The 13,653-nt window shown below is 67.1% G+C and carries 3 protein-coding genes; 1 reads left to right on the top strand and 2 read right to left on the bottom strand.

The genetic code is table 11. The features are described from left to right. Positions 1 to 27 precede the first annotated feature (27 nt). Positions 28 to 1,437 carry a condensation domain-containing protein gene (locus ACO07W_RS14980; protein ID WP_421844332.1) on the bottom strand — a complete coding sequence of 470 codons (1,410 nt, stop codon included), beginning with the start codon at positions 1,435 to 1,437 and terminating at the stop codon, positions 28 to 30. A gap of 350 nt (positions 1,438 to 1,787) precedes the next feature. Here ACO07W_RS14980 and ACO07W_RS14975 point away from each other — a divergent pair, with 350 nt between their 5' ends. Beyond that, positions 1,788 to 12,815, top strand: coding sequence for a type I polyketide synthase (locus tag ACO07W_RS14975; RefSeq protein WP_421844330.1), 11,028 nt, complete (start codon positions 1,788 to 1,790; stop codon positions 12,813 to 12,815). Here ACO07W_RS14975 and ACO07W_RS14970 read toward each other — a convergent pair. Then, a complete protein-coding gene (locus tag ACO07W_RS14970) occupies positions 12,720 to 13,502 on the bottom strand; it encodes a hypothetical protein (protein WP_421844328.1) in 783 nt (260 codons plus the stop codon). The two genes, ACO07W_RS14975 and ACO07W_RS14970, sit on opposite strands and share 96 nt — an antisense overlap. Positions 13,503 to 13,653 lie beyond the last annotated feature (151 nt).

Genomic DNA, 13,653 nt, shown 5'->3' with positions numbered 1-13,653 from the left:
CCGTGAGGTCTCGCTACCCGCAACGTGTCACCACTGCCCCCTGTCGGCTACCCGCCCGCACATCGACTTCATCGCCGCAATGTATCGGGCGACCGATTTCTGGGCGATCGGGTTGTCCGGAAACATCACCGCCATCGCGGTACCGGCCTCATACCGGAATATATAGATCGTCAGCTGGTAAGAGAATCGTCCATCGGAATAGATGCCGATGTTGTTCGAATAGCCCATGTCAGCGGCCGCGAGGACGGCGTTGAGCGGCGCGGCGCCCCCGTGCAGGAAGTTCAAGACCGGGAAGTTCGGCCGGGACTTGTCCAACCAGGGTGCCAATTCGAGAACGCGATAGTAGGGAACCCTGGCCAGGCTCAGGCCCGAGTCAAAGGACGTCTGTGACGCCCAGGCGGCCTCGCCGAATGACGCCGCGGCGATCGGCACGGTGATGGGGACCAGGCCGGTGAACCAGCCCTGGGTCGTGAAATTGTCCGAAGTCCGGCGAGTGTCCCTCGGAGTCAGCCCGTAATAGGTTGCCGCACCTGTGAACTCGTGTTCCACCATGGCGGTGCACGCGAACAGGCCGCCGACGAAGCGGACGCCTGCCGCGGTGCAGGCCGCCTCGAATCTCACGGTCTGCTCGGCGTCCATCAGCATGTCGCCGGTCATGTCGGCCACCGTCGGTTCCAGCGGGTTGCCCAGCGGGAGCGGGAACTCGGGCAGGGTTCCGTTGTTGTCCTCGGCAAACTCGATCCAGGCGCGGACTTCCGGCGAATCGACGGTCAGATCCGCCGTGGACTCCCGCTCATGGAGACAGAATTCGTCGAAGCTGCCGGCCTCGGGCAGCGCTATCGGTTGCCCGGTCATCGTCAACGACGTGTACATGCCGTGAGCCTCGAGCATGGTGATCCCGATCAGCGCCGCATCCCCGTGGACGTGGTCGATGCTGGCATAGAAATCGAAGTGATCAGCGCTCTGGACAATTCCGAAAGAAAAACAGCCCCATTCCAGCGGCGTGGGTATGTCGACAATATGTTTGCGGGCGTCTTCGGCAGCCATTTCACCGTGATCAATGGGCTCGAATTCAATATCGGCTGCATCGGCGATCGTTCGCCTGACAATATCCCCGGAACCGGCGTACTCAAACCAGCTCCGATAGGTGTCATGGCGGCGCAGGTACGCGTTGAGTGCGTGATTCATGGCGGAAATATCGCACTGGCCAGGAACTTCGCAGGTAGCGATGATCTGCCGCGAATAGCCGAGTCCCGCGGCGTCCTGTTCATAGACGCCACGAATATGTTGGCCCTGCATATAGCTGACAGGCACCGAACTGACCGGCGCTTGCCGAGCCTTCTCCATAGCGGCATTTGTCGGGCGCCAGGAGATCACCACACCGGGGCTCGGCGACCAATCATCGATTGTGCCGATCGAAATCTTCCCGATATGCAATATTTCCCTCCCGGGTCGAAATGGCGACAGCCAGCGACCGGTGACGCCGGTGGCCAGACCAACATAGCCCCTATAGCTGAGACGGTCGCCGGTAAATCTGATCGACCTGCTCAAGGGCGGTGGCGGAGCCGGGGGCCGCGCTTGGAGCACGCGCGTCCGCTGGCACCCCGACGACAGACCCGAAACCGCGTCATTCAGCAACGCACATGCAATACTGACCCTCGGGAGACGAGCCCGCCGTCGCTCTCGGGAGATTCTCGAGCCGTGGCCGTTCGGACGTTGATCCTGGCCCGGACGTGGTCTCCCGCACTGGCGACGTTTCACCGGCCCGACGCGGAGAGCACAACCTGATGGCACCAACCGAACATCCGACCGAGCAGGCACCCCGCTTCGCGATCGTCGGGTACGCGGCCCGTTTTCCCGGCGCCGCGGACACGGACCAGTACTGGGATCTGCTGCACAACGGTCGGGACGCGGTCACCGAGGTGCCCCAGGACCGGTGGGATGTCGAGGAGTTCTTCGACCCGGACCCGGACGCTCCCGGGAAGGTTGTCAGCCGGCGGGCTGGCTTCGTCGATGATGTGGCCGGGTTCGACGCACCGTTCTTCGGGGTATCGGCGCGCGAAGCCAAATTGATGGACCCGCAGCATCGATTGCTGTTGGAGACGGCATGGCGGGCGGTGGAGCATTCCGGCACCGCGCCAACGACTTTGGCCAGCACCCGGACGGGCGTGTTTGTCGGCCTGGCCACACATGACTTTCTGGGTATGGCGTCCGACGCACTGACTTACCCCGAGATCGAAGCGTATCTGGCGGTCGGCACGTCCAGCGCTGCCGCGGCGGGCCGGATCAGCTACCGGCTGGGCCTGCAGGGCCCCGCGGTCACCGTCGACACCGCATGCAGCTCGTCGCTGGTCGCGATCCATCAGGCGTGCCAGGCGCTGCGCCTGGGCGAATGCGACCTTGCGCTGGCCGGCGGCGTGAACGTCATACTCAGCCCGGCCACCATGATCACCTTTTCGCATTCTCGAATGTTGGCACCCGACGGTCGCTGCAAGACGTTCGACGCGGCGGCCGACGGCTATGTGCGCGGTGAGGGCTGCGGTGTCATCGCCATCAAGCGTCTCGAGGACGCGATCGAAGACGGTGACCGGATCCGGGCCGTGATCCGCGGCAGCGCGGTCAACCAGGACGGTGCCTCAGGTGGCCTGACGGTGCCCAACGGCGTCGCCCAGCAACGGGTCATCGGCGAGGCGCTGGAACGTGCCGGACTGTCTCCCAGCGATATCGGCTACCTGGAGGCGCACGGCACCGGAACGTCGCTGGGCGATCCCATCGAGGTGCAGGCCGCGGCGGCGGCGCTCGGCAAGGGGCGCGATACCGACCAGCCCCTGCTGATCGGATCGGCGAAGACGAACATCGGCCATCTGGAAGCCGCCGCGGGCGTCGCCGGGGTCCTCAAGGTGGTGTTGTCTCTCGAACACGACGAACTGCCCAAACACCTGAACTTCGGCACTCCCTCACCCCACATTCCGTGGGATCGCATCCCGGTCCGGGTCGTCGATGAGGCGCTTGCCTGGAAGCGCTCGGACCGACCACGCGTCGCGGGAGTCAGCTCGTTCGGGTTTTCCGGCACGAATGCGCACGTCATCCTCGAAGAGGCCCCGGAAGCGCCGCTGCCCACGGCAGTACCTCTCGACGCCGCCGACGACCGGCGGTTCATGGTGCTTCCGCTGTCCGCCCGCACCCCGGCCGCCCTGGTGCAGACCGCGGAGCACTACCGCAGCTGGCTCGGCGAGCATCCCGAGGCGACGCTGGCCGACGTCTGCCTCACCGCCGGCGCCGGGCGCGCCCACTTCGAGCACCGGGCCGCGTTGGTGGTCAATTCCCTCGAATCCGCACGCGAACTACTCGGAGCGCTCGTCGATGACCTGCCGGCCTCCGGCCTGGTGCGCGGCGACAGCGTTGACCCGCCGAAGACGGCGTGGTTGTTCCCGGGCCAGGGCAGCCAGTACGCCGGCATGGCCAAGGAGCTGTTCGAAACCGAGCCCGTTTTCGCCGAGACGATGACCCGGTGCGCCGAGGCCGTTGCCGAGGTGCTCGAAGAATCCTTGCTGAACATCGTCTTTGACGCCGACGGCGCAGAGACCCTGAAGCAGACTCGCCACGCCCAGCCCGCGATTTTCGCGGTTGAGATGGGCCTGGCGAAACTCTGGCAGTCGTGGGGATTCGAACCGGATGTGGTGCTCGGGCACAGCGTCGGCCAGTACTCGGCCGCGTGTGTGGCGGGTGTGTTCGCCCTCGAGGACGGGGCGCGGCTACTCGCCGAGCGGGGCCGCCTCTTCGGTGACCTGCCCGCGGGTGGTCGGATGTGCGCGATCTTCGCCGACCCGGACCGGGTCGAGCGCCTCACCGACGAATTCCCGAGCCTGTCGGTGGCCGCCTACAACGGGGCCAACACCGTGCTATCCGGACCCGCCGCCGATCTGGAACGGGCGGTCGCCGAATTGACGGACGACGGCGCCCGCTGCGACTGGCTCGACACCAGCCACGCATTCCATTCGGCGCTGTTGGATCCGGCGCTCGACGCGTTCGAATCGTATGCGGATCGGTTCGAATTCGGTTCGCCGCAAAGGATTTTGATCTGCAATCGGACAGGTGCCGCCCTCGGGCGAAACGCCAGGCTGGACGGCGCCTACTGGCGGCGCCATGCGCGCCAGCCGGTCCAGTTCGCCAAGGGGGTCGCGACGCTGGCCGAGCTCGGCTGCGCCCTGCTTCTCGAGGTCGGCCCGCAGCCGGTGCTCACCGCCGCAGCCCTGCGCGCCTGGCCGGACCCGGCAACCGCATCCAAGGCGGTCGCCTCGCTGCGCCGCAACGGCGCCGACCACCGCCAGATCACCGAAGCTTTGGCCAACACCTACGTCGCGGGGCATCTGCCCAACTTCGCGGTGCTTGCCCAACACCCCGCGCGCAAGCTCGATCTGCCGACCTACCCTTTCCAGCACCGTCAGTATTGGTTCAGCACGCAGGTTCAACCGACGACGGCCGACCCCGCACGCACCGAAGCTGTCCGTCTGCTCGAGGATGGCCGGATCGAGGAACTCGCCGCGCTACTCGATCTCGGGGGCGACAACAAGTCGACCGCTGATGTGCTGAACAGACTTGCCGCACAACATAACCAACAGCGAAGCGCGCAATCCATCACAGATATTCGCTATGAGATCCGCTGGGAAAAGGCTGCCGGCTCTTCTTCCGGCGAGGTCGGCGAGGGAGCCGCATGGCTGCTGATCGGCGATGACGCGGATGTGATGGGACCATTGGTCGACGTGTTGAGTATGCATGGCCACCGACACCGGGTACTCGGGTTGCCGGCGTCAGACGCGGACGAGGAACGCCTGGTCGAGGAATTGCGGGCGGCGGTGCACGACGAGCCGGCGCTGCGCATCCTGCATGTGGCTGCCTTGGAGTCGGACGGCTCCTCCTCAATGCGTTCGCTGCTGCGCATGCAGCACCGTGTTCTCGGCGGCACCCAGCGGCTGTTCCGCGCGGCGGCCGACGCCGAGCTCCGCACTCCGATCTGGGTGGTGACCCTTGGTGCGCAACGGGTTACCGACGGCGACACGGTGGCACCCGAGCAGAGCAGCCTGTGGGGATTCTGCCGCGCCGCCGCGCTGGAGTATCCGCAGGTGTGGGGCGGGCTCGCCGACCTGTCCGGCCGCGACACCGACGAATGGTCTCGGTTGCTCAAGCAGGTCGTCACGGCATCGCCGGGCGAGGACCAGATAGCACTGCGCGCGGACACCGTACAGGTCCCCCGGCTGGTCCGCCGAAGCGGCCAACCCAACTCGACACCGCTGGAATTGCGCTCCGATGCAACGTATCTGGTGACAGGCGGTCTCGGTTCGGTCGGACTGGAGATCGCGGGATATCTGGCCGGGCACGGTGCTCGCCAGCTGGTGCTGACCAGTCGGCGAGCACCCGGCGAGGCCGCGAAAAACCTCATCGATGCGGTGCGTGAGCAACACGGCTGCAACGTCGCAATCATTGCGGCCGATGTCGCCCATCCGCACGACGTCGCCCGCCTGCTTGCCACGGTGCGGGCCGAGCTTCCCCCGTTGGCCGGTATCATCCACGCCGCCGGTGAGAACAACACCACCCCGCTGAGTTCGCTCCACAGCGCAGAAGTGGATCGGGTGTTCTCCGGCAAGGTCTGGGGCGCTTGGCATTTGAGCGAAGCCAGTGCGGATCTAGAGCTAGATTTCTTCCTGTCGACCTCTTCGATCTCGTCGGTCTGGGGCGGCTTCGGCCAGAGCGCCTACAGCGCGGCGAACGCCTACCTCGACGGGCTGACCTGGCGGCTGCGGGAACAGGGTGTTCACAGCTTCAGCGTCGCCTTCGGCCCGTGGAAGTCCGGCATGGCCGACCAGGACGCCCGCGCACAACTGGACCGGCGCGGCATCCGCACGTTGTCGCCGTCAGATGCGCTGGCCGGGATGGCCGACGTCATGGCGGCCGCCGGCTCGTCGGGGCCGGCACAAGCCGTGGTGGCTCGGATCGACTGGGCTCGCTTCCTGCCGATCTACCTGCAGGCCGGCCGTCGGGCGCTGTTGGCCGAGGTGGCCCGCGAGGTGCACGAATCGGTGGCCGCCACGTCCCCGGCGTCGGGTAGTACCCGACTGGTCGAACAGCTCACCGCGGCTCCGGTGCAGCAGCGCAAGAAACTCGTTCTGGAGTACCTGCGCAACACCGTGGCCGAGGTGACCCGGATCGACGCGTCGGAGGTTCGCGAAGAGGCCGGATTCTTCGATCTCGGTATGGATTCGCTGATGGCGGTCGAGTTGCGGCGCCGGCTGGAGCAGGCCGTGGGCAAGGAGCTGCCGGCGACTCTGGCAATGGACTTCCCGCGGCTGTCCGACGTAGCGGACCACCTGCTGTCCGACGTACTCAACCTCAACGAACGCGCCGGCGGCCACATCGCCGCGTCGCCGACGTCGCTGGCGACCTCGGCGACCGATGAACCGATCGCCATCATCGCGGTGGCATGCCGCTTCCCCGGCGCCCCCGATGCCGATGCCTACTGGGACGTACTGTCCGGCGGCGTCGATGCGATCCGGGAGATCCCCGAAGACCGCTTCGACGTCGATGAGTTCTACGACCCGGATCAGCAGACCCCGGGCAAGATCTACACCCGCAGCGGTGGGTATCTCGACAGCGTCGACGGCTTCGATCCGGAGTTCTTCGGCATCTCCCCGCGGGAGGCCGTCTGGATCGATCCGCAGCAGCGGCTGATGCTCGAGATCGCGTGGGAGGGGCTAGAGCGCGCCGGCTACTCCCCGACTTCGTTGCGCGGCAGCCGAACCGGCATCTTCGTCGGGGTGGGCGCCAACGAATACTCACACCTGTTGTCGGGTGAATCCGTCGAGAATCTCGAAGCGCATTTCATCACCGGCAATGCGCTCAACGCCATCGCGGGCCGGGTGGCCTTCACCCTCGGCCTGGAAGGACCGGCCATGGCGGTGGACACCGCGTGCAGCTCGTCGCTGGTGGCCGTCCACCAGGCCAGCCAGGCCCTGCACTCCGGCGACTGCGACCTGGCTCTGGCTGGTGGCGTCAACGTGCTGCTGAGCGCGGCGTCGATCGTGGCGGCGTCGCGCGCCCGGATGCTGGCCCCCGACGGCCGATGCAAGACCTTCGACGCGGCCGCCGACGGCTACGTGCGTGGTGAGGGCTGTGGCGTACTGGTGCTCAAACGCCTCAGCGATGCCCAGCGTGACGGTGACCGGATCGCCGCGGTCATCCGGAGCAGCGCGGTCAACCAGGACGGCGCCTCCAGCGGTTTGACGGTGCCCAATGGTGGTGCGCAACAGCGACTCATCGCTGCGGCACTGACGCGAGCCGGCCTCACCGGTGGTGACGTCGACTACCTCGAAGCACACGGCACCGGCACTCCCCTGGGTGACCCGATCGAGGTACAGGCGGCCGCAGCGGTCTACGGCGCCGGACGCGACCCGGACCGACCGTTGCTGATAGGAACGGCCAAGACCAACATCGGCCACCTGGAGTCGGCCGCGGGCGTTGCCGGGTTGGTCAAGGTCGTGTTGGCGTTGCAGCACGACCTTCTCCCGCAGAACCTCCATTTCCAGAAGCCCTCACCGCACATCCCGTGGGACTCGCTGCCTGTGCGGGTCGTCGATAAGGCGACACCGTGGTATGCCTACGGTAGGCCGCGGCGGGCCGGCGTCAGCTCCTTCGGATTCACCGGCACCAACGCGCACATCCTGATCGAAGAGGCGCCGCAGCCACTCGGGACAGACGTCGCCGACGACATTGCCGACGAGCCCGTCGAAGGCGCGACCGCACCCGACGCCGGCCGCAATCCGTTGAGCCTGTTGCCGCTGTCCGCGCGGTCCGGGCCGGGCCTGGTCGCGCTGGCGCAGCGCTACTCGACCTGGCTGGACACCCATCCCGAAGCGTCGCTCGCCGATGTCTGTTTCACCGCCGGGGCGGGTCGTTCGCATTTCGAGCACCGGGCCGCCGTGGTGGCCACTTCCGCTCAGGAGGCCAGGATGCTGCTGGACGATCTGATAGCCAACCGGCTGCGTCCGGGCGTGCTGCGCGGCGAATGCACCGGCCCGCCGACGACCGCGTGGTTCTTCCCCGGACAGGGCAGCCAGTATCCGGGCATGGCCCGCGAATTGTTCTCCGCGGAGCCGGTATTCGCCGACACCGTGCGCCGCTGCGCACAGGCCGTGGATCCTATGCTGCCACGCCCACTGCTGGATGTGTTGTTCTCCAGTGACCGTGAAGCGGCAGAAACGCTGCAGCACACGTCATTTGCCCAGCCAGCGATCTTCGCCGTCGAGATGGGCCTGGCCCGGCTGTGGCAGTCGTGGGGTATCGAGCCCGATGTGGTGCTGGGCCACAGCGTGGGGCAGTACGCGGCGGCGTGCGTGGCCGGTGTGCTCACCCTCGAGGACGAGGCCCGGTTGATCGCCGAACGCGGCCGGCTTTTCGGCAGCCTGCCGGCGGGCGGCCGGATGGTGGCCGTATTCGCCGATTCGGAATATGTGGAACGTGCCGCGGCGACCTTCCCGCGGGTGTCGGTCGGGGCCTACAACGGCCGCAACACGGTGCTGTCAGGTCCGGGCGAGGACCTCGACGAGATCGTCGCCGCCTGCAGCGAGGACGGAACGCGCTGCACCTGGCTGGAGACCAGCCACGCGTTCCACTCGGAATTGCTGGAGCCGGTACTCGACGAATTCGAGTCGTTCGCGACACAATTCGACTACGCGGTGCCGTCTCGGCCGCTGGTCTGCAACCAGACCGGCGCCGTACTCACAAGCGACACACCGCTGAATGCGCAGTATTGGCGCCGGCATTCCCGCCAGCCCGTCCAGTTCACCGAGAGTGTGCGCACCGTGACGGCACTGGGCTGTTCGGTACTCATGGAGATCGGCCCGCAGCCGATCCTGACCGCCGCCGCGCTGCAGATCTGGCCCGAGTCCTCGGCCACGCCGCGCGCGATAGTGTCCCTTCGAAAAGGCACCAACGCGCAGCGCCAGATCACCGAAGCCCTTGCCACGACCTACATCTGCGGGCACCGTCCGGACTTCGCCGCGAGATACCACGCACCGGGTCGTCGGCTCGAACTGCCCACCTATCCGTTCCAGCGTCGCCGCTACTGGCCCAAAACGTCCGGCATCCGGGTGGACGGTACTGCGGCATCCGGGATCCTGGGCAGCGCGAAGGATCTGGCGTCCGGCGACACGGTCTACACCAACGTGCTGTCCGTCAAGACCCAGCCGTGGTTGGCGCACCACGTCATCTACGGCACCGTTGTCGTTCCCGGTGCGACGTACGCGGCGATGGCGCTGGCCTCGGCAGGAGCGCCGGCACGGGTGAAGGAAGTCTTCTTCTACGAGCCGATTATCCTGCCGGACAAGGCTTCTCGTGAGGTGCAGCTCACCTTGCATCCGGTCGACGACGGCTGGAAGTTCCAGGTGCACAGCCGGACCTACGGTGCACGCGACGCAGAGTGGTCACTGAACTCCGACGGCACTCTGCTGGCGAGCACCGACTCCGAGGTGGATTCTCAGGACGGCGCGATGGCTCCGGACGAGGCGATCGAGCAGATGAATCGCACCCGCCCGCAGGAGTTGTTCGACATCTTCCACGACATGGAGTTGGCCTGGGGGCCGACCTGGTCCACCTCGCTGAAGTCGTTGTGGGTCGGAGCGGGTGAGGCGATCGGTGATATCGCCGTCGGTGAGGAACTCGCCGAGCATCTGAGCAGCGAACCGGTCCATCCGGTGCTGCTCGATCTGTGCACCGGCGTGGCCTTCCCGGCCTTCCCGGCGGCACTGGCCGCCGAGCAGGGAATGTCCGATCTGTTCCTGCCGCTACGGTACGGACAGGTTCACGTGCGGGAGAAGATGCCGCGACGGTTCTACTGCCGTGCCCGCTGGCACGGGAACGCACTGACCAACGAAACTCAGGTCTTCGATATCGATTTCGTGAGCGCGGACGGACGGGTGCTGGGCGGGATCAGCGAATTCACGGTCAAACGGGCCCCGCGCGAAGCGCTGCTGCGCGGGCTGGGTGGGGACTCGACCCGGTTGCTGTACACCCTGGGCTGGCAGGAGACGGCGGCACCCGCGGCGGAGGCCGGCGCGGACGGCGCCACCGACACCGCGACCGGGACCTGGCTGATCGCCGGATTCGACGAGCTGGCGACCCAGGTTCCCGGGGCCGCGACGGTCACCGACGCGGCTGATGCACAGTCCTGGCAGCGGGCCTTCGCCGACGCCGCCGAGCGTGGCACCCCCGTCACCGGGATCGTCTGGCGCAGTAGCGGAACAACAAACGCCGACGAATCCACGGCTGACCTCGCCGCGCGACTGGAGGCCGAGATCGCGGCCCTGCTCGCTGCTGCACAGACCGCGTTGGCCGGGCCGACAGGCAATCTGGCCGGTGGTCTGTGGATCCTCACCCAGCGGGCCGTTGCCACCGAACCGGGTAAACCGGTCGATCCCGCCCAGGCCGCACTGTGGGGATTCGGGCGCACTTTGATCGCCGAGCAGCCGACGCTGCGGGTTCGTCTGGTGGACGCAGATTCCGGCACGGAGTCGCTGGGCTGGCTGGCGGGCGCGCTCGGCACACCGGTGGTGGAGCCCGAGATGGCCGTGCGGCAAGGACGCTTCCTGGTGTCCCGGCTGCTGCACTGGGCCCGGAGCGGGCAGCTCCCGGTGCCTCGCAGCGACGACTACGTCCTGGCGCCGACCGAGCGCGGCGCGATCGATAATCTCCGGCTGTCCGAGGCCGAGGTCACTCCGCCTGACACGAACGAGGTTCAGGTGCGCATCGAGGCCGCCGGCCTCAACTTCCGCGACGTGCTCAATGTGCTGGGCCTCTACCCCGGCGATCCCGGCCCGATCGGCGGCGACCTGTGCGGCATCGTCACCGAAGTGGGTTCCGAGGTCACCGGATTCGAGGTCGGCCAGCGGGTCTTCGGCTCCATGCAGGGCGCCTTCGCCAGCCGACTCAATGTTCCGGCACAGCTGCTCGCCGCGGTACCGGACGGTATCAGCGCCGTCGACGCGGCGACCATCCCCGCCGCCGCGCTCACCGTGCGGCTCGCCTTCGATTGGGCACAGCTCAAGCCCGGCGACCGCGTGCTCATCCACGCCGCCAGCGGCGGTGTGGGGTTGGCCGCCGTCCAGATGGCCCGACAGCGCGGCGCGACAGTCTTCGCCACCGCCAGCACCTACAAACGAGCCACGTTGCGCGAAATGGGCGTGGAATACGTCTACGACTCGCGTACAACGGATTTCGCGGATCAGATCCTCGCCGATACCGGCGGTGAGGGTGTCGATGTGGTGCTCAACAGCCTGACCAACGAAGGATTCATCGAGGCGACGGTGCGGGCGACCGCCCCAGGCGGCCGATTCGCCGAGATCGCCAAGCGCGATATCTGGACGGCCGAGCAGATGGCCGCGATCCGCCCCAGCATCGACTACGAGATCGTTGCGCTGGACGTGACGATGATGAACCACCCCGCGCACATCCAGCGGCTGATGGCCGAGGTGTCGGAGGGATTGGCCAACGGCGAGTGGACTCCGGTGCCTGCCGAGGTTTACCCGCTGACGGAGGCCAGGACCGCGTTCCGGCGCATGCAGCAGGCCCGGCACATCGGCAAGATCGTGGTGCAGATGCCGAAACCGCTCCAGCCACAAGGTGATCGCAACTATTTAATCACCGGTGGTCTCGGGGCGCTCGGTTTGCACACGGCCGCGTACCTGGCCCAGCTCGGCGCCAGCGACATCGTTCTCACCGGCCGCCGGGCTCCCGATGCGGACACCCAACAGGCGATCGACGCGCTCACCGAGCGGTTCCACTGCCGGATCCACGTGTTCTGCGCCGATGTCGGCGACGAATCCGACGTGGCCGCGCTGCTGGGCAAGATTCGCGCCGAGTTGCCGCCGCTGGCGGGAGTGGCACACCTGGCGGGCGTGCTCGACGACGCGTTGCTGCCCGAACAGAGCCTGGACCGCTTCCGAACGACATTGCGGCCCAAGGCCTACGGGGCACACCATCTGCACCGGCTGACCAAGAACGACAACCTCGACTTCTTTATCGTGTACTCGTCGGCGTCCGCGGTGCTCGGTTCGCCCGCGCAGGCCAACTACGCGGGGGCGAACGCGTTGCTCGACGGCCTGGTCGCGCACCGCAGAGCCCACGGCCTACCCGCGACCGCCGTCAACTTCGGCCCGTGGGGTCACGGCGGTATGGCCAGTTCCGCGGCTGCCGTCGCCAACCTCAGCGCCCAGGGCATGATGCCGCTGGAGCCGTCGGCGGCGCTGGCCGCCCTCGGCGAGGCCGTCCGGCACGGCACGGCGCAGGCCACCGTGCTCAAGGCGAACTGGCAGCGGACGGCCAAGATGCTCGGCGGTATCCGGCCACCGATGCTCGATCAGGTGCTGCCCAGTGGCGACGGGACGGTCACCGGGGACAGCGAACTGCTCCGGCAGCTACTCGAGCTCCCTGTGGCAGCGCGCGGCGGTTTCGTCACCGAGTTCCTCCAGCGCGAGGTGCAGGGCTTCCTGCGGCTGGCCCAGCCGCCGGCCGCGACGAGCAGATTCCTGGACCTCGGCACGGACTCACTGATGGCAGTCGAACTGCGCAATCGGTTGTTCGGGCAGTTCGGGGGCAAGTTCGATATCAGCCCGACTGCCGTCTTCGACTACCCGACGCTCGGCGAACTCGCCAAGCACCTGGTGGCGCAGCTACCCGATGCGGAGGCACCGTCGGGCGAAACGGAATCCGCGAACGCTGCGGAACCCGCCGACGAGCCCGAGGCCGCTGCCGAGCCCGAGGACTGAGCGAATCCGGCCATCGCACCGTAGCGGTGTGACCGACGTCGCACCGGCGTTGGTTCGTTCCACAGCGCCACACCGCGCTGCGCCACCAGGACTCCAGACATAGTTCAAGAATTGGTGTGTGGTGATTGGTGGGATTTGATGCTGTAGCGCATCGTGAGGTTGGTGCCGGGGTAGACGGTTTTGGTTTCGTTGAGGATGTGGCAGAGCTCGTCGATGGCGGCGGTGTGTCGGGGCGGGTAGCGGGTCGAGCCGGATGTGCAGGGTGTGGGTGTCGGGGTTGGGGATGATGTCGCCGGATGCGGCCAGCGCGGTGCGAATCAGGCTGTGGGCCTCATCGTGAGCGCGGGTGTAGCCGGTGTGGGTGATGATGGCCCGCGCCAAGGCTTGAGAGGCGTTGAAAGCCGCGATGCGGATAGCATGGTGGATCAGCTTGGTTTCGGTGTCGAGGACCTTTTGGCCGGGGTTGACCTGGGATAGCGGCAGTCGAGCCGCGATCTGCTGGTGGGCCGATAGGGCGGCGTCCAGGGCGTTTTGGGCGGCGTGCACGTCGGCGTTGATGGTGTTGATCATCTCGTTGGTGAGCACCGTGGTGGTGCGCGCCGGCGGTGAGGACGCCGCCAACAGTTCGCGGCCAGCCTGAAATACCTCGCAATGATCCAGAACGTCGGCGAGCGTCCGCGGCAGCATTTGAACAGGTCTTCGGCCGGCCGCCGAGTAGCCCAACCGACTGGGCTACAGCCGAGGCGCTAAACCCCAATAGCTACGACCCGAATAGCCAAGGTGTCGCCCCAGAGATCCGCGTGGCAAAGATTGAGCCCGTGCCAGGCCAAGGAGTCGT

This window comes from Mycobacterium sp., from assembly GCF_965230835.1.
In the GTDB taxonomy this organism is placed as follows: Bacteria; Actinomycetota; Actinomycetes; order Mycobacteriales; family Mycobacteriaceae; genus Mycobacterium.
Note: the sequence above shows the minus strand (reverse complement) of the source record. Positions and strands in the feature narration are given on the sequence as shown.